Origin of the sequence: Variovorax sp. VNK109 (assembly GCF_049445855.1) — a bacterium.
In the GTDB taxonomy this organism is placed as follows: domain Bacteria; phylum Pseudomonadota; class Gammaproteobacteria; order Burkholderiales; family Burkholderiaceae_C; genus JAGOCV01.
Genome location: NZ_JBMSDV010000005.1, coordinates 32,209 through 56,978 on the forward strand (window position 1 = coordinate 32,209; position 24,770 = coordinate 56,978).

The window sequence follows — 24,770 nt, forward strand, 5'->3', positions numbered from 1 at the left end:
CGCTTTGACGAATAAAAAGAACGGCAATATCGACTCAGCCATCAATCCGAAGTTGGATGGGGATGCCCATGTCGCTTGGGCACAGGCTTGGTCGTCTATTTCGCCGGAGACATCGTTGCTCGCGTGGGTGGACTGGGCGAGCCATTTAGCAAACAGTCCTGGCAAGCAAGCCGAGCTTTTGGCGTTTGCAGCCTCCCTGTCCGAGCAATGGATGGCCGTATTGAAGAAGAATCGGGCCAACCCGAACCGGGGAGCCACCGCTCCTGACCGGTCACCTGTCAATGACCGCCGCTTCAACGATCCTGCATGGGATCAATGGCCCTACGACCTTTTCCGCAGTTCATTCGTCAATCAGACCAAATGGTGGGAGCAGGCCACGCAGGGGGTGTGGGGAGTGGATCCGAAACACCAACGCCTGCTGGCGTTTGGCGCCAAACAGTGGCTGGAAATGCTTTCGCCCGCCAACGCTGCGGTTTTCAACCCCGTTGTCCTGAAAAGAACCATCGCAGAGCAAGGCGCCAATCTAGCGCGGGGGACGTCCAACTTTCTCGACGACTTGCGTCGGCAACTATCCGGCCAGCCTCCCGCGGGAACGGAGAACTTCGTCGTTGGGCGCGACGTAGCGGTCACGGAAGGAAAAGTCGTTCTGAGAAATCGACTGATCGAACTGATTCAGGACACGCCCACTACCGAGAAAGTCCATCCCGAACCGATCATGATCATTCCTGCCTGGATCATGAAGTACTACGTACTGGATCTGTCACCGCATAACTCGCTGATACGGTATCTGGTTGCGCAAGGGCATACGGTTTTTTGCATCTCCTGGAGAAATCCGGATGCTGAGGATCGAGATTTGGGCATGGATGAGTACCTGGAGTTCGGCCTGCATGCAGCGCTGGACGCTGTGACTTCCGTTGTCCCCGGGCATGGAGTCCACGCGGCTGGTTATTGCCTGGGCGGAACGCTACTGGCCATTGGTGCTTCAGCCATGGCGCGTGATGGCGATACGCGGCTGGTGTCGGTAAGCCTGCTTGCCGCACAGACGGACTTCAGCGAACCGGGCGAGCTGAGTCTTTTCATCAACGAGAGTCAAGTGGCGCTGTTGGAAGCCAGCATGGCTCAAACCGGTTATTTGACCTCCGACCAGATGAGCGGAGCTTTTCAGCTACTGCGCTCCTACGATCTCATATGGTCTCGCATGATTGACGAATACCTATTGGGCGATCGCCGGCCAATGACCGACCTGATGGCTTGGAATGCCGATGGGACTCGCCTGCCCGCGAAGATGCATTCGCAGTATCTCCGACGCCTTTACCTGAATAACGATCTCAGCGCGGGGCGTTATCCCGTCACGGGTCGCCCCGTTTCAGTGGGAGACATCGCTGTGCCGGTGTTTTGCGTCGGCACTGCCTCGGATCATATTGCGCCTTGGCGCTCGGTTTACAAGCTGCATCTCCTGTCTTCGGCCGAGCTGACTTTCGTGCTGACCACTGGAGGACACAACGGCGGCATCGTGAGCGAGCCCGGCCGAGGTAAGCGCCAATATCAAATCCATACCCGCGCGGCCGGTGATGGATACATGGCGCCGGATGAGTGGCAAGCGACGATGCAGACGCATCCGGATTCCTGGTGGCCCGCATGGTCGGCGTGGCTGCGAGAGCGTTCCGGTGATGTTGTTGCGCCTCCGCTCATAGGTGCTGAATCCAGTGGATACCCCACTGTTTGCGACGCCCCAGGGGAATATGTACGCAACTGAATAAGCGCATACCGCGTCCGCTATTGCGACACGGTATACGCAATATCTGTTCGTCACCCCGTTTTACTCTGATAACTGGAGACATTCATGTACTCAAGAATCCTGGTTCCGCTCGACGGAAGTCCTACTGCCGATTTGGCGCTCCACCACGCTGCGGTGCTGGCACGCCTGAATGGCGCAACCATCGTCTTGCTGCACGTCATCGAGGAGATGAAGCACAGCAACGGCTTCGAGAGGCCGAGGATCTATATTGAAGAAGTGAGGCCGGGCTTCCTGGCGGCCGGGCAGAAGCTGCTGGACGAGGCGGCGCTGCGGCTGAGGCAGGGAGGCCTGGTGGTTGAGACCGTCCTTCTGGAAAGTAACGGCGAGCGCGTCTCGGTGCTCATCGCTCAGCAGGCACTGACTACTCAATGCGAGTTGGTGGTGTTGGGTACCCACGGACGCCGGGGCGTGGACAGGCTGCTGATGGGAAGCGATGCAGAGCAGCTCGCTCGCATCGCACCAGTTCCGGTGATGCTGGTGCGCCAGCCCCAATCGGTCATTGCGACTGCAACCCCTGGGCAGGGTGGCACGCCAGCGTGACGAAGGTTCAGTCCACCGACCAAACTGAATGGAGGCTGAAAGTCGCAGCCCCCTTGCTGCTGCTATTGCTGAGCGCCTCCGCACAGGCCCAGTCCTGCCACCAGGACAACCCGCTGCGCTCAACGGGAACGCTCAATCTGCGGATCGACAACGACATGTTCGGCGGCATTGGACAAGACCAAGGGTACTCCAACGGGTTTCTCGTCAGCTGGGTCTCCCCCAACCTTGTGGACTATCGCGATGACCCTTGCCTACCCCGTCTCGTCCGTGGGCTGAATCGTTTTCTCACGGTGCTGCAACCCGAGGGTTTTGACGAACAGAACATGACCATCGGCTTCGGGCAGATGATGTACACCCCGAACGACAAAACGCGCAGCGATCTCATCAAGGATGATCGTCCTTTCGCGGGCGCCTTGATGTTGAGCCTTGGCTATAACGCGAGGCGGGGCGATACGCTGCGCACTTCGCAACTCCGCGTGGGGGTGGTGGGGCCCTCCTCCCAGGCCAGGCAAGTCCAGAACTGGTGGCATGACACCGTCGGAGTGGACAGATTCAATGGCTGGAGACATCAACTGCGCGACGAACCCGTGCTGCAGTTGCTCCACGAACGCCGAACACGAGTCATCAGGCAAGAAAACGTCAGCGGTTGGGGTTGGGATCTGACCCGCCACTGGGGCGGCAGCTTGGGCAATTTCGCCACCTACGCGAATGTCGGCGGAGAACTGCGCTATGGCCTACGCCTGCCGGACGACTTAGGCACCGCACCGCTGCGCCCGGCTGGAGAAAACACCTCGCCCGTGCGTAAGACCGCTGGCAGCAACTGGAACGGGCACCTGTTCGTGGCACTCGACGGTCGCTGGGTTTTGCACGACATCACGTTGGACGGCAATACGTTCAAGTCCAGTCATAGTGTTGATAAACGGCCATTCGTGGCTGATGTGGGCTATGGCATCGCGATGACTCAGGGCAACTGGCGCATCGCGATAGCCCGCTACCACCGCACCCGCGAATTTCGTGGACAAAAGGAAATCCCGGTCTACGGAACGATCACCGTAGGACGGCGATTCTGATGCAGATCGATTCCTTGAACGCCATGCAAGCCACTCTGTTGCTGTTCATGACAAGAGCCTGGTTGCTTGTGGAGCTACCACGTCGACGCAGTACTGCCAATGCCGTCGTCATTAGCCAGTTGGCAAGGTGAACACAGCGAGCTGAACGATAAGGCACCCGCGCTCGATAAGAGACCAAGGACAACAAATAAGGAGATAAATGGATGCAACGACTCACCTTGGCCCTACCCGGCAATGAAGATCTGGCCCGCGGCATCGCGCAGGCATGCGGCAGCGAAGCCGGCCGCATCGAAACGCGCCGATTCCCCGATGGCGAGAGCTATGTCCGGTTGCATGGCGAACCTGCCGATCGGATCGTGGATGTGATTTGCACGCTGGCCCATCCTGATCCGCAGTTCCTGCTTCTGGCTTTTGCCGCTGACGCGGCGCGCGAACTTGGCGCGCAAGAGGTGAACCTGATCGCACCGTATCTGGCCTACATGCGCCAGGACAAGCGATTCCATGACGGAGAAAGCGTGACGTCGCGGTCCTTCGCACGTCTGGTCTCATCGACCTTCGACAAGCTGCTCACGGTGGATCCGCATCTGCACCGCTATCCGACACTATCAGCGGTCTACACGATCCCCACCATCACCTTGCATGCCGCACCACTGCTGGCCGACTGGATCGCGAATCATGTCGAAGAACCTTTGATCGTGGGCCCCGACGAGGAAAGCGAGCAGTGGGCCGGCGCCATCGCGTCCCGCATCGGCGTACCGCACGCTGTGCTTCGCAAGACACGCCATGGCGATCGCAGCGTGGACATCGATGTTCCCGACCTGTCGATCTGGCGCGGCAGAACGCCGGTGCTTGTGGACGACATCGCATCATCAGGCCGCACGCTCGCCGTCGCGGCGCGCAAGCTCGCCGAGCAAGGAATGCGCAAGCCGGAGTGCGTAGTGGTGCATGCCCTGTTCGCCGAGGATGCCTGGGCCCAATTGACACCGTTGTTTGCCCGAATTACGTCCACCGACGCAGTACCGCATCCGAGCAACCGGATTGGTCTCGCTTCGCTGATTGCCGACGCTCTCTCTAGCGGGAAAACCGATCCGCGAGGCTGATCTTTTTATCGATCCAACTATTTTCAAGGAGACCTGAAATGTCCTCTCAAGCTAACCTCGCAACCGATTGGCGTGCTGGTTACGGGCCCATCGCGCACAGGTCTGAAACCATCGAACGTATGCAGGCCCTAGTGCAACGTCTGGTCGCGCAAAGGCGTATAGCAGACGAAGCCTCGGCCCATGCGCTGCTGGCTGCAGCCGACCGGGTGGCCTGCACGGCCATGAGCGTAGTGGCGCATATGACCTATGCCCGGCGCATCGACCGAAGCGGCTGCCCACTGGGCTCCGATGATTTCAAACAAACGCCCGAAGGCCACACCGGCGGCTCGCTCAACATGGTGCCAGCCTTCGTGGGTTATCTGTTGGCCAACGCGCTGACCGGGACGACACGCGGCTGGCTCATGGGGCAGGGGCACTGCGTGGCCGCGATCGAGGCGGTGAACGCACTGACCGGCGATGTATCCGCCGCCCAGCGTGGACGCTACGACCGCAGCGAGGCGGGCCTGTCGCGTTTGATCGGGGACTTCTACTCCTATGCCATCGATAAGCAGGGTCGGCCCGCGGTACCGCTGGGTAGCCATGCCGGGCCGAACACGGCCGGCGCGATCTCCGAAGGCGGCTATCTGGGGTTCGCCGGGCTGCAGTATGTGCACACGCCGTTGCCGGGAGAAAGCCTGGTGGCATTCCTCAGTGATGGCGCTTTCGAGGAACAACGTGGCTCGGACTGGGCGCCGCGCTGGTGGCGCGCCGAGGACTGCGGCTTCGCCATCCCGGTCATGATTCTCAACGGACGGCGCATCGAGCAGCGCACCCAGATCGTGCAGGAAGGTGGCGCTACCTGGCTGGCCGAGGACCTGCGCCACAACGGCTTCGATCCGGTCATCGTTGATGGACGTGATCCGATGGCGATCGCATGGGCCATTGTTGAAGCCGAAGACACGCTGAGCGCCTTCGCCGCACGCTCGGATCGGCGCTATCCGGTCAAGCTGCCCTACGTGATCGCCGAGACGGAGAAAGGTTTTGGCTTCCCGGGCGCGGCGACCAATGCCGCCCACAACCTGCCGCTGAACGGCAATCCGCGCGAGGATGCGCAGGCACGCGAGGCCTTCAACGCAGGGGCTGCGGCGCTGTTCGTGCCCGAGAGCGAACTGGAAAACGCGCTCACCGTCCTTGCGAATCACGGCCAGAGCCAGCGCTCGCGCGAAAGCGAGCACCCCATGGCCCTACGCCATCCAGCGAGCCCTCATCTGCCGATGCCGGCCTGGGCGCCAACTGAGGTATCGGGCAGCGCCATGTCCGCACTGGACCGTTGGTTCGTGGAGCTAGTGCAGGCAAATCCACAGTTGCGCATCCGGATCGGCAATCCCGATGAACTGGCCAGCAACAAGATGGGGACCACGCTAGCGCTGCTCAAGCACCGCGTCAACGTGCCCGAACCCGGCGCCCCGGAATCGACGGATGGCTCGGTGGTCACCGCACTCAATGAAGAAGCCGTTGCGGCCGCCGCCCTCGCCAACAAAGGGGGGCTGAACCTGATCGTCAGCTACGAGGCATTCGCGGTCAAGATGCTTGGATTGATGCGCCAGGAGATCATCTTCGCGCGTCGGCAGAAGGAGCTGGGCCAGCCGCCAGGCTGGATCTCCGTCCCGCTGATCGTCACATCCCACACCTGGGAGAACAGCAAGAACGAGCAGTCACACCAGGACCCGACCATTGGCGAAGCATTGCTGGGGGAGATGTCGGACACCGCACGCGTGTTGTTCCCGGTGGATGCCAACACGGCGTCCGCCGCGCTGCGAGCGGTCTACGCCAGCCGGGGCCAAGTGGCCTGTGTGGTGGTCTCCAAGCGCGACACGCCGAATCACTTCAACGCCGCCGCCGCTCAATCGCTGGTTGAGCACGGAGCAGCCCATGTAGCCGGCGATCCGGCTACAGCACAACTGCAGTTCGTGGTGATTGGCGCCTACCAGTTGGAGGAAGCGTTCAAAGCCCACGCCCGCCTGGAGCGCCATGGACTTGCGTCGTGCGTCACTGTAGTGATCGAACCCGGCCGCCTGCGCATTCCGCGAGATGACCTTGAGGCCACCTTCGTGCTCGGTGACGAAGCACTGCAAGCGCTCTTCCCGCCTCACCTGCCGCGCGTGTTGATGAGCCATACCCGCCCAGAGCCGATGCTGGGCGTGCTGCGCCGCATTGACAGCGGCCCCTCGAAGACGCGGGCTTTGGGCTACATCAACCGCGGCGGCACACTCGATGTGGCTGGAATGCTGATCGCCAACCGCTGCACCTGGGTGGACGCCATCTATGCCGCTGCGCAAGTGACCGGCCGGAACAGTTCGCAGGTTGCTGCGGCCGCGACCGACGAGCGAATTTCAAGTGGTTCTGACGCGGTCCGCGGCGACCGCGCCGGTTCCTGATTTCACAACCCACAAACAAGAGGGGAGACAAATACATGCTCTCATTGACCAGCCTGGGCGGTGCCGGCACCGTCACCGGCTCCAAACACCTTATCACCCATGGCAATACCCGCATCCTGATCGACTGCGGACTGTTCCAGGGATTGAAAAACCTGCGCGAACTTAACTGGCAGCGCCTGGCAGTTGAGCCCAAGGACATCGATGCGGTCGTATTAACGCATGCGCACCTGGATCATTGTGGGTATCTGCCCCGATTGGTGCTGGACGGGTTCCGCGGGAAGATTTTCTCGACCTCAGCCACGCGAGATGTCGCCGAACTCATCCTACTCGACAGCGCCTGGTTGCAGGAGAAGGACGCCGAGTTCGCCAATCGAAAAGGATTTTCCAAACACAAGCCAGCCCTTCCGCTGTATCGGGTTCGGGATGCAGAACGTACGCTCCTGCAGTTCAAACCGGTGCCGCTGCATCAAGAGACTGAATTGCCGGGCAATGCCCGTCTACTGCTGCGCAGCGCCGGTCACATTCTTGGGGCGGCGACGGCTCAGATCGACATTGGCGGCAAGCGTTTGGTGTTCTCCGGCGACTTGGGACGCTTTGACGACATGGTCATGCCTGATCCTGAACCCGTCACGGCAGCGGACTACATCATCATCGAGTCCACCTATGGCAATCGTCGTCATGACCGTTCCGATGCCGTCGAAGCGCTGGGCGACATCATCGAGCGCACGACTCGCCGCGGAGGCACGGTGGTAATTCCCGCTTTTGCCGTGGGACGAGCGCAGTCGTTGATCTACGACTTGTGGCTGCTGCGACAGCGCGGTCGGCTCCGCAACGTGCCCGTCTATCTGGACAGTCCGATGGCCACCAGCGCAACTGCGCTGCTGCACCGCCATGCCGACGACCACAAGCTCACGCAACACGATTTCGAGGCCGCATTTTCGGAAGTCAAATACGTGCGCGACGTTGAAGAGTCCAAGGCACTATCGGCGAATCGCTACCCCAAGGTGATTATTTCCGCCAGCGGCATGGCCACAGGTGGCCGCGTGTTGCATCACATAGAAGCGTTTGGCGGCATTCATCAGAACACGCTGCTGTTCTCTGGATTTCAGGCCGCAGGTACGCGCGGACGCAAACTGCTTGAGGGCGCTCGCGAAGTCAAGATTCATGGACGCTGGATGCCGATCAAGGCGGAGGTCGCCGAGCTTGCGATGTTGTCGGCTCATGCCGACAGCGATGAGCTGATGCGATGGCTGCGCAGCTTTACCAAGGCACCGGAAAGAGTGTTCATTGTTCACGGTGAATCCGATGCCTCCGAGGCGCTGCGCGAACGTATCCAGCGCGAACTCAATTGGCACGCATCGGTGTCCATGCAAAACCAGGAATTCGCCCTGTGAGTGCCCGCATCACCCCCCAGACACCCGCCTTGCAAGCATTGCGCATGCGACTGCATGCCCAGCATCAACCCGTCGTCTTGATGCGTACCGATTGCCATGTCTGCCGTGCCGAAGGGCTGGCACCGCGGTCACAGGTACTGATCATTGCCGGCGACCGCACTGTGCAAGCGCTACTGTACCAAATCGACAGCGATCTGCTCAAAACCGGACAGATCGCTCTGTCCGAGGCCGCCTGGGATGCCCTGGACATTCATGAGGGCGATCTTGTGCAGGTTCGGCATCCTCCGCTGCTCGAATCGTTGTCGGCCGTGCGTGCGCGAATTCACGGCCACCGACTGCAAACGACGGAGTTGCAGGCGATCGTCCGTGATGTGGTCGATGGTCGCTATACCGATGTCGCACTTTCGGCCTTCCTGACCGCAACGGCGGTACTGCCTCTGGATATGCAAGAGACCATCCATCTCACCCGTGCGATGGTCGATGTCGGAGATCACCTGCAATGGCAGGCTCCGATTGTTGTGGACAAGCATTGCGTGGGCGGATTACCGGGAAATCGCACCACGCCGTTGGTGGTTGCCATCGCCGCAGCCAATGGATTGGTGATGCCCAAGACCTCATCACGCGCCATCACCTCTCCCGCTGGCACCGCGGACACCATGGAAACGCTGGCTCCTGTAGACCTGGACCTGGATACGCTCAGAAAGGTCGTGGAGAAAGAGGGTGGATGCGTGGCGTGGGGCGGCGCGATGCACCTCAGCCCCGCGGACGACATCTTCGTGCGTATTGAGCGTGAACTGGATATCGACACGCAAGGACAACTGATTGCCTCGGTGTTATCCAAGAAGATTGCAGCAGGGGCGACCCACATCGTGATCGATATTCCGGTTGGGCCAACCGCAAAAGTCCGCAGCCGGGAAACTGCCGAGCATCTTGCGCATCACCTTTCGGAAGTCGCCGCGTCATTTGGCCTTGTATTGCGTTGCCTGTTTACAGACGGGAATCAGCCTGTCGGCAGAGGTATCGGCCCGGCGTTGGAGGCGCGCGACGTGTTGGCCGTATTGCGCAACGAGGCGGATGCGCCGCAAGACCTATGTGACCGCGTGGCGTTGGTCGCGGGCGCGGTGCTTGAGCTTGGCGGTGTCGCCAAAGAAGGGGACGGACTTCGGTTGGCTCACGAGACGATCAGCAGTGGCCGCGCCTGGGAAAAATTTCAGAGAATCTGCGCGGCTCAGGGGGGATTTCGTGAGCCGCCCCAAGCTCTCTATGTCGAACCGCTTTTGGCAACCACTTCAGGCCGAGCAGTACACATCGACAACCGTAAGCTGTCCCGTTTAGCCAAATTAGCCGGAGCGCCTGAGAGTCCAGCCGCAGGGATTCAATTGCAAGTGCGCTTAGGTGACGAGGTAACACGCGGACAATCATTGATGTTTTTGCATGCGCAAACCTCTGGAGAGATGGCCTATGCACTCGCATACGTGCATGACATTGGTGACATCGTAAAGATTGAACCTTAGCGCCGTAGATAAACAGGGCTCTTGAATGCTCAGTCAAACACAGCCCGGCCTCTCGTTTGGAAAAGTTGAACGCCTACATCTCGTGCTCAAAGAGAATATGCAAAAAACATCGCCTAGAAGTTTTCAACCTGCATAGCGTGGAGCAAATAGAAGGAGGTCGTCAGCGTCTGAATAGGAACATTGCTCATGGAACTGCGACACCTGCGTTGCTTTATCGTTTTGGCCGAAGAGCTTCATTTCACACGGGCCGCCGAGCGCCTGCATATCGAGCAACCCCCTTTATCTCGCGCCATCAAAGAGCTTGAAGACGAACTGGGGGTGGTACTTTTCGACCGAAATCGCCGTGGAACCGTTCTGACCGCAGCAGGTGCTGCCTTCTTGCAGGATATTCGACGCCTGCTCACCGTCCTGGAGCAGGCACGAGAAAACGCCAAGGCTGTCGCCTCAGGCTTGCGAGGCAGCTTGCGCATTGCAGTGTCCGATGGTGCGATCGATCCTCGACTGTCAGCATTTCTGGTCCGCTGCCGCGCAGAGGAACCGGAGATAGAGATACGCCTATCCGAGGTGCCGTTGGCCGAGCAGCTACGCGGCTTGCGGTCAGGCGACTTCACGATCGGATTCGCGCACACGGCCGAAGTCGGTGACGACATTGTTGCCGAACCCATCTGGCGGGATCCGTTGGTGATCGCCGTGCCAGCTCGGCACGCGCTGCTCGTCCACAAGAAGGTCCCACTTCATGAACTCCGGGGGCATCCGCTTGTCTTGTGCGACCCTCACGCATGCGAGGGGTACTGCCGCGAATTGGGGCGGCTCTTGCAGGTGCTGGAGCACAAGCTGAACATCGTCGAGGAAGTGTCTTCGCTGGACATGATGCTCACGCTGGTCGGTGCAGGATATGGCGTCGGCTTCATGACGGCGACCAAGATTCCGGTCTGCCAATGGCCGGATGTGGTGATTCGTCCCTTGGCGATGGATTCCGCGGTGATCACCACCTACTTGCTTCGGCCTGAAAGCAACAGTTTGTCGGCTTCGCTGGAGCGGTTTATCGCTCGGTTACGCGACTCGTCCGACGGTTGACGGAGTCCTGCCGGCGGACATCCTCAAGGATCGGTTTCGGCACGCAGATTGCGTTCGGTCGCCGTCATCAGTTCAGCCGCGCTTATCCTGAGCGCCGTAGAAATTCTCAGTATGAGAGGCAGTGTGGGCACGTGCTTACCGCGCTCGATCTTGTCCATGTGCGAGCGCGAGATGACTGCCCGAGACGCGAACTCGTCTTGCGCGACTCCCTGAGCGACGCGGGCAGCGCGCACGGCCTGTCCGAAGGCCAACGCCGACTCGGATTCATACGTTGATGTGCCAGTAGGGCGGCCTGGCTGGATTGTTGATTTCTGCATTAGCAGAAGCGTCAAACAATCTTCCAAAATTAACCACGTTATTTTTAACGACGTTAAACTTCACTCTTAACCACGATGTTGGTTCGCCTTCCTGGCCAGATCGCTTCTTGGGGGTCCTCATGCATGCCACCAGCCAGTTTTCTCATTTCAGGCTTGCTATAGCACCCGGGGTGCCGTCCTCATGCCTCTCCACGCTTCTCGCCCTGCAGCGCACGGAAGAGCCGGACACCCCCATCGCCTTCTTTGAAGCCTCGGGTGACGACCTGGTGATCGGCCTTGAAGAAGGCCGCTATGACGCAGGAATATCGCTTCGGCACGTGAGTGCTCCGTTCCTGAGAAGCCAGCCTTTGTGGATCGATAACATGGCTGTCGCCATGCCATTGCGGTCTTCCTTGCTTGGCCGGGCAACGCTCACGACCGCCGAGGTTCTGGACTACCCCGGGTTTCGCTGGCAAGCAGAGACCTGCCCGCTGCTGGATCAGCGGTTGTCCTCCTTCCCGCCGCTGAGCGAGCAGAGCATGCAGCATGTCACTTCGTTTGAGATTTTGGCGCTATGGGTCGCCGCTGGCTATGGCGTCGGGATCTCTGCGCAATCGCGTATTGAGCGCGCCCATGCCTGGGGCATCACCATGCGGCCGCTTTCTGATGCTCCCTACGAGGTCGTGACACATCTGCAGCGGCCCAGGGAGCGAGCCAGCGCCATTTCTGAGCTGTTCGAGCGCAGGGCGATGCAGGTTGCCAAAGATAGCGCGGCCTACTCGAATACCCGATAGCTCACTCGCGCTGAGTGCTCTCCACTCAGATGCCGATGCCAGGCATCCGTAATCGGCGCGGGAATTCACTGCTTCCTGGTAATTGCAACGGCACGCGCTGTCAATGCGCCAGCATCGCGTTTTCATCTCTGGCAACATGACGAATTAAACCGGCCTTATGGAGATGCCAATGGTTGGAAGTAGTTGGGACCGAGTACCCATCGACTCGCAAAGCATCGATGCGCCACTGTCGCGCGCGGCGGTGTTTCTCACATTGACGGTCGCCGAGGGCCGAGAGTCCCTGCAGGCGGTCGCCGGCGTCCTGGACGGCCTGGACGACCTGATCAAGACGGCTTTCTTCGCGATCTCAACGGCCGGCTGTCGTGCATCACCGCCCTGGGATCGGCGCTGTGGGACCGTTTCCAGGCCGGAAGGCGCCCGAAAGAACTGCGTCCCTTCGCACCCATCAAGGGCGCGAAGCACACCGCGCCGGCCACGCCCGGCTCATATCCGGGCCGAGGGCGAGGACCTCTGCTTTGAATTCGAGCGCCTGCTGTTGGACCAATTGGGCAGCAGCGTGACGGTGGCCGACGAGGTGGCGTGCTTTCGCTATTTCGACTCCCGCGATCTCCTTGGCTTCGTCGATGGCACAGCCAATCCGACCGGGCACGAAATCGGCGCATCCACGCTGGTCGGCAGTGAGGATCAGGAATTCGCCGGCGGGAGCTACGTGGTGGTGCAGATGTATCTGCATCAAATGCAGCCGTGGGCTCGGCTTCCCGAGGACCAGCAAGAGCAGATCATCGGCCGGGAGATCGTCAGCAATATCGAATTGCCCGATGCGACGAGCGGCCAGAAGTCGCACAAGACCCTCGCCACGATCGTGGGTGCTGACGGTACCGAGCACGACATCCTGCGCGACAACATGCCCTTTGGCCGCCCCGGCCAAGGCGAATACGGCACCTACTTCATCGGCTACTCCAGGCATCTGTGCGTCACGCAGAAGATGCTGAAGCGCATGTTCCTCGGCGATCCGCCGGGCATGAACGACCGCCTGCTCGATTTCTCGACGGCGCACACTGGTGCCGTGTTCTTTGCGTCCGCCCCGCGCACGCTGAGCGAACTCGTGCAGGCTGTACAAGCGTAGCGCGGGGGCCGCAAGGCGCCCGCAAGGGCTGGTAGCCCTATGCGCCGTCCAGAACCACGGCGCTGTCCACCATTCGGCGAACGCTCTGCCGCACCTCCTCTGGGATAGGCCGCGGTGGGACTGTCTCTGGCGCATTCGCATGGAACTGGCCGCTTGCGATGACCTGGACCACCATGCCCAGATTGCTTGGCGTCACCAAATCGATGGCCGCGCGATCGCCCAGGTCCGGGTGTGGCCGGGTCAGCATGCGGTAAAGCTCCCACGAATCCGCTTGCGGACACTGGCGCATGAGCACCTGGGCCAGCTTGTGCTTGAGCGGCACCAGTTGCCAATCGGGAACTCGCTGGCCCCGGTTGCCCAAGCTGACGGATAGCAGTTTGCCGGCCTTCAACTCGCGGTTGATCTGGTCTTTGGACTTCCCGGCCAACTTGCCGAACAGGGGGACCGGCAGGCTGCTCGGCGATTCATAGATGGCCAGCATTTCCTCGCGCTCGCGCTGGATGGCAGATACTTCCGGTTCTGGCGCATGCGTCGGAGGCGGCGGCACCTGCGACAGCCGCTGGAACGTGATGCTCCCGTCGTTCGGCGTCACGACGATGGGAGCGGTCACCATCGACGGAACGGGTGCCGCAGAGGACGCTGCAACGATGGCGTCGGGCTTGTCCTCCTCTGCCATGGCCGGCACGCCCTCGATGTGAATGGTGAGGTGCGCGCTGGCCGCCTCCACCTGGCCCTGTTCGAGCAGGTCGAGGCGATCCGCCCAGTCCTGCATCATCCGGCGGCGCGGCTCAACGTACTTGGCATGGTTGTAAGCCGAACTCACCTTGTTCGGGTCGGAGTGCGAGAGCTGCGCGTCCACCCAAATCTTGGGGTAGCCGATCTCGTTGAGCGCCGTCGAAATCGTTCCCCGGATGCCGTGGCCGGTCAGTTGGTCCTCGTAGCCCATCCGCTTCAAGGCGGCATTGAGGGTGTTCTCGCTGATGCGCTTCTTGAGTTCGCTGCGGTGCGCCAGCAGGTGGCGCTGGGCCGGCCGTATCACCCCCAGAAGGTAGCTCACGATCTCGATGGCTTGAAGGGACAGCGGTACGATGTAGGGCGGCACATCCTGGGGGCGCTTGCCGGCCTTGCGCATCTCATCCTGAAGCTGCTTGACGATCTGGGGCGGAATGATCCAGAGGCCGCGGTCCAGGTCGAACTGATCCGGGGTCGCCAGCCGCAGCTCGCCGGTTCGCACCCCGGTCAGGAACAGCAGCCGGATGCCGAGCTGGGTCTGCCAGCCACGCGGGTTGTAGAGCCGGAGCTTCTGAAGGAATTCCGGCAGCTCGGGCAAATGCAAGTACGGGTTGTGGTTCACCGGAGGCTTGGGCTCCGCCACCACATCCAGGTCAGAAGCCGGATTGGCCTCCAGCCCCTCGACGATCACGAGGGCATAGCGGAACAACTGGCTCAACCAGGTGCGGACCTTTTCTGCCGTGGTGAAAGCCTTGCGTTCCTCGATTCTTGCCAGGACGCCCAGAAGCTGGGGCCGGCGAATGTCGTAGATCGACATCTTCCCGAGGGCGGGCAGCACGTCCTTGCCGAAAATCCGCAGGATCTGCGAGAGGGTGCTTTGACGGCCTTCCTTGAGTTCCTTGCGCCGATGCTCGACCCAGGCATCGAAGACCGCCTTGAACGTGTAGTCGGCCGCCAGCTTCACGGCATGGCGTTTCTGCTTGCGGTCGGTGTGAGGGTTGATGCCCCTAGCCAAGAGTGCGCGGGCTTCGTCGCGCAAGGTACGCGCTTCACGCAGGCCGATCTCGGGGTAGTTGCCCAGGGAGATGCGCTTTTGCTTGCCGAGCCAGTAGTAGCGCAGGTGCCACGATTTGCCGCCGGTAGGGGCGACCACCAGGCCGAGGCCATCGGTATCGGGGAGGCTGTAGGTTTTGTCAGCGGCCTTGGCTTGCCGCACAGTCAGATCAGAGAGTGCCATCATCGAAGCTCCTAAGTCTTGGACTTAGGCCCGATGCTGCTGGTCATCCCGATCCAACCCCAGCAACAAACCGGAACCGGCACCGCCCGCATTCTTTGGCCTTGTTTTTGGCCTCAAAAACGCTGGCTGTCGGTGGATTCCAGTGGCTTTTGCTGGAATGAAAAAAGGAGCCGAAGCTCCTCTTTTCAGCGACTTACAGACCCCAGTGGAAGTCTGTAGATCATAATTTGGAGCGGGAAACGAGACTCGAACTCGCGACCTCAACCTTGGCAAGGTTGCGCTCTACCAACTGAGCTATTCCCGCGTAAGCCTTGCATTGTAGCGCATTTTTTCGCTGTTTTGCAAGGCTGCCGCAATCAATGCTTGATGGCCTCTCCTGCGGGCGAGGCAGCCACCGGCGCGGCGGCAACCACTGGCTCTTCGTCGGGCAATGGGACGGGCCGTCGTTCGAGCGCGACCTCAAGCACCTTGTCCACCCACTTCACCGGCACGATCTCGAGGCCGCTCTTCACGTTCTCGGGAATTTCCTGCAGGTCCTTCACGTTCTCTTCGGGAATGATCACCGTCTTGATGCCACCGCGCAGTGCAGCCAGCAGCTTTTCCTTCAGGCCACCGATCGCCGTTACTTCGCCACGCAAGGTGATTTCGCCCGTCATCGCCACGTCGGCGCGCACGGGAATACCCGTGAGCGCGGAAACGAAGGCGGTGGTCATCGCGGCACCGGCGCTGGGGCCGTCCTTGGGTGTTGCGCCGTCGGGCACGTGGATGTGGATGTCCTTCTTCTCGAACATCTCGTCCTTGATGCCCAGCAGGCGCGCACGGCTGCGGACCACGGTGCGCGCGGCTTCGACCGATTCCTTCATCACATCGCCCAGCGAACCGGTGCGCGTGATGTTGCCCTTGCCGGGCATGAGCGCAGCTTCGATGGTGAGAAGGTCGCCGCCCACTTCCGTCCACGCCAGACCGACCACCTGCCCCACCTGGTTCTGCTTCTCGGCACGACCGTAGGTGAACTTGGGCACGCCCAGGAATTCGTTGAGGTTCTCCGATGTGACGACCACCTGCGGCTGCATCTTCTTGAGTTGCAGACCCTTCACCACCTTGCGGCAGATCTTGGACAGTTCGCGCTCGAGCGAACGCACACCGGCTTCACGCGTGTAGAAGCGCACCACGTCGCGCACCGCTTCTTCGGTGACGAGCAGTTCCTCTTCCTTCACGCCGTTGTTCTTCAACTGCTTGGGCAGCAGGTACTTGATGGCGATGCTGGTCTTCTCGTCCTCGGTGTAGCCCGAAAGGCGGATGACTTCCATGCGGTCCAGCAGCGCCGGCGGAATGTTCATCGAGTTCGACGTGGCGACGAACATCACGTCAGACAAATCGAAGTCCACTTCGACATAGTGATCGCCGAACGTGTGGTTCTGCTCGGGGTCGAGCACTTCGAGCAGCGCGCTGGACGGGTCGCCCCGGAAATCGGTGCCGAGCTTGTCGATCTCGTCGAGCAGGAACAGCGGATTGCGCGTTCCCACCTTGTTCAGGCTCTGCAGCACCTTGCCCGGCAGCGCACCGATATAGGTGCGGCGGTGACCGCGGATTTCCGCCTCGTCACGCATGCCGCCCAGCGCCATGCGCACGTATTTGCGCCCCGTCGCCTTGGCGATGGACTGGCCGAGCGAGGTCTTGCCGACGCCCGGAGGGCCGACCAGGCACAGGATGGGCGCCTTCACCTTGTCCACGCGTTGCTGCACCGCGAGGTATTCGAGGATGCGGTCCTTGACCTTCTCCAGACCATGATGGTCTTCGTTCAGCACGTTTTCCGCATTGGAGAGGTCGTGCTTGATCTTCGTCTTCTTGCTCCAGGGCAGGCCGGTGAGCACGTCGATGTAGTTGCGCACCACGGTCGCCTCGGCGGACATGGGCGACATGAGCTTGAGCTTCTTGAGTTCGCCTTCGGCCTTCTTCCGGGCGTCCTTGGGCATCTTGGCGAGCTTGATCTTCTTCTCGATCTCCTCGATGTCCGCGCCCTCTTCGCCTTCACCAAGCTCCTTCTGGATCGCCTTGACCTGCTCGTTGAGGTAGAAGTCGCGCTGGTTCTTTTCCATCTGCCGCTTCACGCGGCCACGGATCTTCTTGTCGACATTCAGGATGTCGACTTCACGCTCGAGCTGCTCGAACAGGTTTTCGAGGCGCGCACGCACGTCGGCCAGGTCGAGCACGACCTGCTTGCTGTCGAGCTTGAGCGGCAGGTGCGCGGCAATCGTATCGGCCAGGCGACCGGGGTCGTCGATGCTGGAAATCGACGTGAGGATTTCGGGCGGAATCTTCTTGTTGAGTTTGACGTACTGGTCGAACTGCTGCATCACCGCACGGCGCAGCGCTTCCACCTCGCTGTTGTCCGGCGCCGCAGCTGCGGGCTCGACGGGCGTGATGTTCGCGGAGAAATGCGTCTCGCCGTCGGCAATGCGGTTCACGCGCGCGCGCTGCTGGCCTTCGACCAGCACTTTCACCGTGCCGTCGGGCAGCTTGAGCATCTGCAGGATGGTGGAGACGCAGCCCACGTCGAACATGTCCGTCACGGAGGGCTCGTCTTTCGCGGCAGTTTTCTGCGCCACCAGCATGATGCGGCGCTCGGCTTCCATTGCGAGCTCAAGAGCCTTGATGCTCTTGGGCCGTCCGACGAAAAGCGGAATCACCATGTGGGGAAAGACCACGACGTCGCGCAACGGAAGCAGCGGCAGGTCGATGGGGGTGGCTGGCAGGGGCGTATGGCCGGACATGGCAATCCTTCGAGGTTACCTGGTGAATATCGTCACCAATCGGGAATTTTCAACCCATGCGCATGTCAATGCGCCGGGCATGGTTGCTGGGTTGTACGGATTCAGCAATGGTGCCATCCGTCGACCGCGCCTCAGGCCTTGCGGGCCGCCTCGCGGTACACCAGCAGCGGGGGCTTGTTCTCTTCGATGGTGGATTCGTCCACCACGACTTTGTCAACATTGCTCGCGTTCGGCAGGTCGAACATGGTGTCGATCAGCGACTGCTCGAGGATCGACCGCAGGCCGCGTGCGCCGGTCTTTCGGGCCAGTGCCTTGCGGGCGATGGCGCGGAGCGCGGCGGGGCGGATTTCGAGGTCCACGCCCTCCATGGACAGGAGTTTGCCGTACTGCTTGATCAGCGCGTTGCGCGGCTCCGTGAGGATCTGCACCAGCGCTTCTTCGCTCAGCTCGGCCAGCGTGGCGACCACCGGCATGCGGCCGACGAGTTCCGGGATCAGACCGAACTTGATCAGGTCTTCGGGCTCGACGTCGCGGAACACTTCGGTGAGCGAGCGTTGTTCCTTGCTCTTGACCTGTGCGCCGAAGCCGATGCCCGACGCTTCCGTGCGGTTCTCGATGACCTTCTCAAGGCCGGCGAACGCGCCGCCGCAGATGAACAGGATGTTGGTCGTGTCGATCTGCAGGAAGTCCTGGTTCGGGTGCTTGCGGCCGCCCTGCGGGGGAACGCTCGCCATCGTGCCTTCGATCAGCTTGAGCAGCGCCTGCTGGACACCTTCGCCCGATACGTCACGTGTGATGGACGGGTTGTCCGACTTGCGCGAAATCTTGTCGATTTCGTCGATGTAGACGATGCCGCGCTGCGCGCGTTCGACTTCGTAGTTGCAGCTTTGCAGCAGCTTCTGGATGATGTTCTCGACATCTTCGCCCACATAGCCCGCTTCGGTCAGCGTGGTGGCGTCGGCCATGACGAACGGCACGTCCAGCATGCGGGCCAGCGTCTGCGCCAGCAGCGTCTTGCCGGAGCCAGTGGGGCCGATCAGCAGGATGTTGCTCTTGGTGAGTTCGACGTCGTCGGTGCGCGCCTTTTCCTTGTGCTGCAGCCGCTTGTAGTGGTTGTACACGGCGACGGCCAGCATGCGCTTGGCAGCGTCCTGCCCGATGACGTAATTGTCGAGGTTGGCCTTGATTTCGGCCGGGGTGGGCAAGCTGCCCGAACCCTCGCGCGTCTCTGCCGTGGTCGGCAGTTCGTCGCGGATGATTTCATTGCACAGGTCGATGCACTCGTCGCAGATGAAAACCGACGGACCGGCGATCAACTTCTTCACTTCGTGCTGGCTCTTGCCGCAGAAGGAGCAGTAGAGGGTTTTTTCGCTGGTAGAGCCCTTTTTGTCGGCCATTGGTCAGAGTATCCGGGTGTGCCTGTTACGCAAGTTGCTCAATGATAACCAATCGAGCCGGGGGCAGACGTAACCGCCGCCCGGCTGTTGCTGTCGCGCAAAACGCGTTCAGCGCTTGGCAATGACCTGGTCGACGAGACCATAGTCCTTGGCTTCGTCGGCCGTCATGAAGTAGTCGCGCTCGGTGTCGTGCTTGACCTTGTCCAGCGGCTGGCCCGTGCGCTCGGCCATGATGCGGTTCATCTGGTCCTTGGTGCGCAAAATGTCACGCGCGTGGATCTCGATGTCTGTCGCCTGACCGCGTGCGCCGCCCAGCACCTGATGGATCATGATCTTGGAATTGGGCAGCGAGAAACGCTTGCCCTTCGCGCCCGCCGCCAGCAGGAAGGCGCCCATGCTCGCCGCGAAGCCGACGCACAGCGTGGACACATCGGGCTTGATGAACTGCATGGTGTCGTAGATGGCCATGCCGGCCGTCACGCTGCCGCCGGGCGAGTTGATGTAGAACGAGATGTCCTTGTCGGGGTTTTCGCTTTCCAGGAAAAGCAACTGCGCCACCACGAGGTTGGCGGTCTGGTCGTTGACCTCGCCCACCAGGAAGATCACGCGCTCCTTCAGCAGGCGGGAATAGATGTCGTAAGAGCGTTCGCCGCGGCCCGATTGCTCGATCACCATCGGGACCATGCCGAGGGCTTGGGTGTCCAGTGAACTCATGTTTTCTCCAATGATTGGGATACTGTACCGAAAATTCCGGTGCCCCAAATGAAATGGGGCCTGCAGGCCGGACTGCAAGTCCGCCGCAGGCCCCGTTTAAGGGGACAGTGGATCAGCCTTGCTGACCCATCAGTTCGTCGAACGAGATCGCCTTGTCGGTGACCTTGGCCTTGCCCAGCACGAACTCGGTCACGTTGTTCTCGATGACGATGGCTTCGACTTCGGCCAGACGGCGGTTGTCACCGTAGTACCAGCGCACCACGTCCGCCGGCTTTTCGTAGCTGGCCGCCAGGTCTTCGATGTGCGACTTGATCTGCTCGGGCTTGGCTTGCAGTTCATGGGTACGCACCAGCTCGGCCACCACCAGGCCCAGGCGCACGCGGCGCTCGGCTTGCGGACGGAACACGTCGTCGGGAATCGGTGCCTTGTCCGCGTCCTTGATGCCGCGCTGTTTCAGGTCGGCACGGGCGCTCTCGACCATGCGGTCGATTTCGGCCTGCACGCTGGAATTGGGGATGTCGAGCTCTGCCTTGGCAACCAGCGCGTCCATCACGGCCTGCTTGTTGCGGGACTGCAGGCGGAACTTCACTTCGCGCTCGAGGTTCTTGCGGATGTCGGCGCGCAGCGCGTCCACCGTGCCGTCGGGAATGCCCAGCGACTTGGCCAGCGCTTCGTTCACTTCGGGCAGGTGTGCGGCTTCGATCTTCTTCACGGTCACGAGGAAGTCGGCCTGTTTGCCGGCCACGTCCTTGCCGTGATAGTCGGCCGGGAAGCTCAGCGGGAAGGTCTTGCTTTCGCCCGACTTCATGCCGCGCACGGCGTCCTCGAATTCCTTGAGCATCTGGCCTTCGCCGACGAGGAACTGGAAGTCGTCGGCCTTGCCGCCCTGGAAGGTTTCGCCATCGATCTTGCCTTCGAAGTCGACGGTCACGCGGTCGCCGTCTTGTGCGGCAGCGTCCTGCGCGCGCTGCGCGAAGGTGCGGCGCTGCTTGCGCAGGATGTCCACGGTGCGGTCGATCGCGTCGTCGGTAACTTCGGCGTTGATCTTCTCGACTTCGGCGCCAGAGAGGTCGGCGATCTTGACTTCGGGGTACACCTCGAAGATCGCGTCGAAGGACAGTTCGCCTTCGGGCGCGCCTTCCTTCTCGGTGATGCGCGGCTGGCCTGCGACGCGCAGCTTGGCTTCATTGGCGGCGGAAGCGAAGGCTTCGCCCACCTTGTCGTTCATGACTTCGTACTGCACGGAGTAGCCGTAGCGCTGGGCCACCACGTTCAGCGGCACCTTGCCGGGACGGAAGCCGTCCATCTTGACCTGACGGGCCAGCTTGCGCAGGCGCGCATCGACTTCCGACTGGATCACGTTGACCGGCAGGGTCAGAGTGATCTTGCGTTCCAGCTTCTCAAGCGTTTCAACATTCACGGCCATATCGTTTCTCTCTTACAAAGTGAGCCCATCAGTGGGGACTTTCCTGGTGCGCGGGGGGGGACTCGAACCCCCACACCATTGCTGGCGTCAGGACCTAAACCTGGTGCGTCTACCAATTTCGCCACCCGCGCGGTCGGGTTCCAAACCATACGGGCGGCCCGGCCAGATACTGACCCGAGCCGCCCGCGGCAAATCGGTGAGCCCTAGATTTTACCCCGGAACCAGGGCTGGTTCGACCTGCGGAGGAGGAGGGTCTTCCCGGCGCACCCGGAACCACGCCGCGTACATGGCCGGCAGCGCCAGCAGTGTCAGCACCGTGGCCACGATGAGGCCGCCCATGATGGCCACGGCCATCGGGCCCCAGAACACGCTCCGGGACAACGGGATCATCGCCAATACCGCCGCAGCCGCCGTCAGCACGATGGGGCGCAGGCGTCGCACGGCCGACTCGACGATCGCGTCCCAGGCCGGCACACCGCGGGCACGGTCCTGCTCGATCTGGTCGATCAGGATCACCGAGTTGCGCTGGATCATGCCCATGAGCGCGATGACGCCCAGCAGAGCCACGAAGCCGAATGGACGGTTCAGCAGGATCAGCGCCCCCGCCACGCCAGCGATCCCCAGCGGTCCGGTCAGGAACACCAGCATGGCGCGGCTGAAGCTGTGCAGTTGCAGCATCAGCAGCGTGAAAGTGATGAACAGCATGATGGGCACGCCCGCCGCGATGGACGCCGAGCCCTTGGAGCTTTCTTCCACGGCACCCGCCACTTCGATGCGGTAGCCTGCCGGCCATTTCGCCTCCAGCGCCTTCAGCTGCGGCTGCAGTTCCGCCGTCACCGTTGCGCCCTGCAGGCCTTCGACGATGTCGCTCTGCACCGTGATGGCGTAGTCGCGGTTCTCGCGCCACATCACGCCGGGCTCCCACGTGAACACGGGCTTGGCGATCTGGGTCAGCGGGATCGAGCGGCCGGATGCCGTCGGCAGGTAGGCGTTGCCGATGTCCGAGATCGCGCTGCGCTCGTCCAGTGGCTGGCGCATGACGATGTCGATCAACTTGTCGCCCTCACGGAACTGGCCGACCGTCGTGCCTTGGAGAATGGTCTTGGCCGACTGCGCGATGGACTGGCTGGTGACGCCCAGCGCCCTCGCCTTCGCCTGGTCCACCTCGAGGCGGATGACCTTGACCGATTCGTTCCAGTTGTCGTTCACGCCGCGCGTGTTGGCGCTCTGGCGCATGACGGCCTTGACCTCGTCGGCACGCTCGCGCAGTTGCGCCGGGTCCGGGCCCATCACGCGGAACTGCACCGGATACGGCACGGGCGGCCCGTTGGGCAGCAGCTTCACGCGGCCACGCACTTCGGGGAACTCCTCGGCGAGCAGCGCAGGAAGTTTCACGCGCAACGACTCACGCGTCTTCAGGTCCCTGGGCAGCACGATGAACTGCGACACGTTGGACTGCGGGAACACCTGATCCAGCGGCAGGTAGAAACGCGGCACGCCCGAACCCACCCAGGTCGCCACGCTGGAAACGCCTTCGATCTCCATGAAGCGCTTCTCCACGCGCGCGGTCACTTCCTCGTTCGCCTTGAAGGAGGTGCCTTCGGGAAACCAGATGTCCACCAGGATTTCCGGACGGCTCGAATCCGGGAAGAACTGTTGCTGCACCTTGCCCATGCCCACGATGCCCAAAGCGAAGATCAGCACCGTCGCGCCGATGGTGATCCAGCGGTGCTGCACGCACCAGTGCACCGCGCGGCGGAAGCGGTTGTAGAACGGCGTGTCGAACATCTCGTGCGGCTGGTCATCAGGCGCGTGCGGCTTGGCCTTGAGGATCAGCGTGCCCAGATACGGCACGAAATAGACCGAGACGATCCAGCTGAGCACGAGCGCGATCACCGTCACCGCGAAGATCGCAAAGGTGTATTCACCCGTCACCGAGCGCGCGATGCCGATCGGCAGGAAGCCTGCCGCCGTGATGAGCGTACCGGTAAGCATGGGCATTGCCGTGACTTCGTAGGCGAAGGTGGCGGCGCGTACCTTGTCGTAGCCCTCTTCCATCTTGCGCACCATCATCTCGACAGCAATGATCGCGTCGTCCACCAGCAGGCCGAGCGCGATGATGAGCGAGCCCAGCGATATCTTGTGCAGCCCGATGCCCCAGTACCACATGGCCAGGAAGGTCACCGCCAGCACGAGCGGTATCGTGATGCCCACCACCAGCCCCGGCCGGATGTCGATGTGCCAGCCGAAGCGCCCACCCTTGTGCAGGCCCAGCGCAATGAAGCTCACTGCCAGCACGATGACCACAGCTTCGATCAGCACTTTCACGAATTCATTGACCGACGTGGACACGGCCACGGGCTGGTCCTGCACCTGCGCGAGCGTCACCCCGGCGGGCAGCGACTGCTGGATCTTCGTGGTTGCGACCTTGAGCGCTTCGCCGAGCGCGATGATGTCGCCCCCCTTGGCCATGGAGACCCCCAGCGCCACGACGTTGCGGCCCTGGTAACGCACCTTCACCGTGGGCGGGTCCACATAGCCGCGCTTGATGTCGGCAATGTCGCCCAGACGGAACTGGTTGCCATTGTTGCCACGGATCGGCATCGCTGCCAGTTGCTCGACGGCGACGAACTGGCCGGCCACGCGCACCTGCACCACATCCAGAGGCGATTGCACGGCGCCGGCGTTTTCCACCGCGTTCTGTTGCGCCAGTTGCTGAAGCACCGCATTGAAGTCCAGGCCCAGTTGTGCGAGGCGCTTCTGCGAAATCTCGACGAAGATCTTCTCGTCCTGCACGCCGAACTGCTCGACCTTGGCCACGTCGGGTACGCGCAGCAGTTGCTGGCGCACATCGTCGGCGAACAGCTTGAGCTCGGCATCGGAGAAGCCGTCCGACTCCAGTGCATAGATCACGCCGTAGACATCGCCGAACTCGTCGTTGAAGAACGGTCCCTGGATGCCGGCCGGCAGCGTGTAGCGCATGTCGCCGATCTTCTTGCGCGTCTGGTACCAGACGTTCGCCACTTCGGAAGCGCGCGACGAATCCTTGATCTGGAAGATGATCTGCGACTCACCCGGCTTCGAGTAGCTGCGGATCTTGTCGGCGTACGGCACTTCCTGCAGCGTGCGCTCGATCTTGTCGGTCACCTGCTCGGCCACCTGCTGCGCGGTCGCGCCCGGCCAGTAGGTGCGAACCACCATCGCGCGGAAGGTGAACGGAGGGTCTTCGTCCTGCCCCAGCTGGAAATAGGCTGCACAGCCCAGCAGCATCAGAACCACCATCAGGTAGCGTGTGAGCGCCGCATGCTCGAGCGCCCAGCGCGAGAGATTGAATCCCTCTTTCGGTTGAACCTGGCTCATGCGC

The 24,770-nt window shown here is 61.6% G+C and carries 17 protein-coding genes and 2 tRNA genes; 10 read left to right on the forward strand and 9 right to left on the reverse strand.

Annotated elements, in window-relative coordinates:
- Positions 1-4 precede the first annotated feature (4 nt).
- From ACO2Q9_RS16560 to ACO2Q9_RS16595, 8 genes are all read left to right on the forward strand, one after another.
- Entirely contained in the window at positions 5-1,756 is a 1,752-nt protein-coding gene (locus tag ACO2Q9_RS16560) for a PHA/PHB synthase family protein (protein WP_423312894.1), read from the forward strand.
- A gap of 87 nt (positions 1,757-1,843) precedes the next feature.
- Positions 1,844-2,338: a universal stress protein gene (locus tag ACO2Q9_RS16565; RefSeq protein WP_132978740.1), complete on the forward strand. Its 495-nt coding sequence runs from the start codon at positions 1,844-1,846 to the stop codon at positions 2,336-2,338.
- Positions 2,335-3,408 carry a lipid A deacylase LpxR family protein gene (locus ACO2Q9_RS16570; protein WP_132978739.1) on the forward strand — a complete coding sequence of 358 codons (1,074 nt, stop codon included), beginning with the start codon at positions 2,335-2,337 and terminating at the stop codon, positions 3,406-3,408. Before ACO2Q9_RS16565 ends, ACO2Q9_RS16570 begins: the two co-directional genes overlap by 4 nt.
- Before the next feature lie 203 nt (positions 3,409-3,611).
- Entirely contained in the window at positions 3,612-4,508 is an 897-nt protein-coding gene (locus ACO2Q9_RS16575) for a ribose-phosphate pyrophosphokinase (protein ID WP_003050021.1), read from the forward strand.
- A 38-nt stretch (positions 4,509-4,546) separates the two neighbouring features.
- Entirely contained in the window at positions 4,547-6,925 is a 2,379-nt protein-coding gene (locus tag ACO2Q9_RS16580; RefSeq protein ID WP_423312895.1) for a xylulose 5-phosphate 3-epimerase, read from the forward strand.
- A 35-nt stretch (positions 6,926-6,960) separates the two neighbouring features.
- Entirely contained in the window at positions 6,961-8,319 is a 1,359-nt protein-coding gene (locus ACO2Q9_RS16585) for an MBL fold metallo-hydrolase RNA specificity domain-containing protein (protein WP_423312896.1), read from the forward strand.
- Positions 8,316-9,833 (forward strand): thymidine phosphorylase family protein, encoded by a 1,518-nt coding sequence (locus ACO2Q9_RS16590; RefSeq protein WP_046482877.1) that lies wholly within the window; start codon positions 8,316-8,318, stop codon positions 9,831-9,833. The genes ACO2Q9_RS16585 and ACO2Q9_RS16590 overlap by 4 nt, the downstream gene beginning before the upstream one ends.
- Before the next feature lie 186 nt (positions 9,834-10,019).
- Positions 10,020-10,910, forward strand: a complete 891-nt coding sequence (locus ACO2Q9_RS16595) for a LysR family transcriptional regulator (protein WP_012112374.1) — start codon at positions 10,020-10,022, stop codon at positions 10,908-10,910.
- A gap of 23 nt (positions 10,911-10,933) precedes the next feature.
- Here the strand turns inward: ACO2Q9_RS16595 and ACO2Q9_RS16600 are convergent, their stop codons facing one another.
- Positions 10,934-11,227, reverse strand: coding sequence for a helix-turn-helix domain-containing protein (locus tag ACO2Q9_RS16600; RefSeq protein ID WP_423312897.1), 294 nt, complete (start codon positions 11,225-11,227; stop codon positions 10,934-10,936).
- Between the two features lie 119 nt (positions 11,228-11,346).
- On the opposite strand from ACO2Q9_RS16600, the gene ACO2Q9_RS16605 reads away from it, so the two are divergent.
- The gene (locus ACO2Q9_RS16605; protein WP_012112376.1) at positions 11,347-12,000 is read left to right on the forward strand and encodes a substrate-binding domain-containing protein; all 654 of its coding nucleotides are present in this window, start codon (positions 11,347-11,349) and stop codon (positions 11,998-12,000) included.
- Between the two features lie 157 nt (positions 12,001-12,157).
- Entirely contained in the window at positions 12,158-13,126 is a 969-nt protein-coding gene (locus tag ACO2Q9_RS16610) for a Dyp-type peroxidase (protein ID WP_423312898.1), read from the forward strand.
- A gap of 37 nt (positions 13,127-13,163) precedes the next feature.
- Here ACO2Q9_RS16610 and ACO2Q9_RS16615 read toward each other — a convergent pair whose 3' ends face one another.
- The 8 genes from ACO2Q9_RS16615 to ACO2Q9_RS16650 all read right to left on the reverse strand — a co-directional run bounded on the left by ACO2Q9_RS16615 (position 13,164) and on the right by ACO2Q9_RS16650 (position 24,766).
- Positions 13,164-15,098, reverse strand: a complete 1,935-nt coding sequence (locus ACO2Q9_RS16615; protein WP_012112377.1) for a tyrosine-type recombinase/integrase — start codon at positions 15,096-15,098, stop codon at positions 13,164-13,166.
- A 225-nt stretch (positions 15,099-15,323) separates the two neighbouring features.
- Positions 15,324-15,399: transfer RNA gene (locus ACO2Q9_RS16620), tRNA-Gly, on the reverse strand.
- Between the two features lie 52 nt (positions 15,400-15,451).
- Entirely contained in the window at positions 15,452-17,869 is a 2,418-nt protein-coding gene (gene lon, locus ACO2Q9_RS16625; RefSeq protein WP_423312899.1) for an endopeptidase La, read from the reverse strand.
- Positions 17,870-18,000: 131 nt separating this feature from the next.
- A complete protein-coding gene (gene clpX, locus ACO2Q9_RS16630) occupies positions 18,001-19,266 on the reverse strand; it encodes an ATP-dependent Clp protease ATP-binding subunit ClpX (protein WP_423312900.1) in 1,266 nt (421 codons plus the stop codon).
- Positions 19,267-19,374: 108 nt separating this feature from the next.
- Positions 19,375-19,980, reverse strand: a complete 606-nt coding sequence (clpP, locus tag ACO2Q9_RS16635) for an ATP-dependent Clp endopeptidase proteolytic subunit ClpP (RefSeq protein WP_423312901.1) — start codon at positions 19,978-19,980, stop codon at positions 19,375-19,377.
- 112 nt (positions 19,981-20,092) lie between these two features.
- Positions 20,093-21,406: a trigger factor gene (gene tig, locus ACO2Q9_RS16640; RefSeq protein WP_423312902.1), complete on the reverse strand. Its 1,314-nt coding sequence runs from the start codon at positions 21,404-21,406 to the stop codon at positions 20,093-20,095.
- A gap of 44 nt (positions 21,407-21,450) precedes the next feature.
- A tRNA-Leu gene (locus tag ACO2Q9_RS16645) sits at positions 21,451-21,537 on the reverse strand.
- Between the two features lie 79 nt (positions 21,538-21,616).
- The gene (locus ACO2Q9_RS16650) at positions 21,617-24,766 is read right to left on the reverse strand and encodes an efflux RND transporter permease subunit (protein ID WP_423312903.1); all 3,150 of its coding nucleotides are present in this window, start codon (positions 24,764-24,766) and stop codon (positions 21,617-21,619) included.
- Positions 24,767-24,770 lie beyond the last annotated feature (4 nt).

What these genes read in the sequence shown, in the direction of transcription:
- ACO2Q9_RS16615 (WP_012112377.1), bottom strand. Translation starts at nt 15,098, where the DNA reads ATGATGGCACTCTCTGATCTGACTGTGCGGCAAGCCAAGGCCGCTGAC.
- ACO2Q9_RS16605 (WP_012112376.1), top strand. Translation starts at nt 11,347, where the DNA reads ATGCATGCCACCAGCCAGTTTTCTCATTTCAGGCTTGCTATAGCACCC.
- clpP (WP_423312901.1), bottom strand. Translation starts at nt 19,980, where the DNA reads ATGAGTTCACTGGACACCCAAGCCCTCGGCATGGTCCCGATGGTGATC.
- ACO2Q9_RS16600 (WP_423312897.1), bottom strand. Translation starts at nt 11,227, where the DNA reads ATGCAGAAATCAACAATCCAGCCAGGCCGCCCTACTGGCACATCAACG.
- ACO2Q9_RS16610 (WP_423312898.1), top strand. Translation starts at nt 12,158, where the DNA reads ATGGAGATGCCAATGGTTGGAAGTAGTTGGGACCGAGTACCCATCGAC.
- tig (WP_423312902.1), bottom strand. Translation starts at nt 21,406, where the DNA reads ATGGCCGTGAATGTTGAAACGCTTGAGAAGCTGGAACGCAAGATCACT.
- ACO2Q9_RS16580 (WP_423312895.1), top strand. Translation starts at nt 4,547, where the DNA reads ATGTCCTCTCAAGCTAACCTCGCAACCGATTGGCGTGCTGGTTACGGG.
- ACO2Q9_RS16585 (WP_423312896.1), top strand. Translation starts at nt 6,961, where the DNA reads ATGCTCTCATTGACCAGCCTGGGCGGTGCCGGCACCGTCACCGGCTCC.
- ACO2Q9_RS16575 (WP_003050021.1), top strand. Translation starts at nt 3,612, where the DNA reads ATGCAACGACTCACCTTGGCCCTACCCGGCAATGAAGATCTGGCCCGC.
- ACO2Q9_RS16565 (WP_132978740.1), top strand. Translation starts at nt 1,844, where the DNA reads ATGTACTCAAGAATCCTGGTTCCGCTCGACGGAAGTCCTACTGCCGAT.
- lon (WP_423312899.1), bottom strand. Translation starts at nt 17,869, where the DNA reads ATGTCCGGCCATACGCCCCTGCCAGCCACCCCCATCGACCTGCCGCTG.
- clpX (WP_423312900.1), bottom strand. Translation starts at nt 19,266, where the DNA reads ATGGCCGACAAAAAGGGCTCTACCAGCGAAAAAACCCTCTACTGCTCC.
- ACO2Q9_RS16595 (WP_012112374.1), top strand. Translation starts at nt 10,020, where the DNA reads ATGGAACTGCGACACCTGCGTTGCTTTATCGTTTTGGCCGAAGAGCTT.
- ACO2Q9_RS16650 (WP_423312903.1), bottom strand. Translation starts at nt 24,766, where the DNA reads ATGAGCCAGGTTCAACCGAAAGAGGGATTCAATCTCTCGCGCTGGGCG.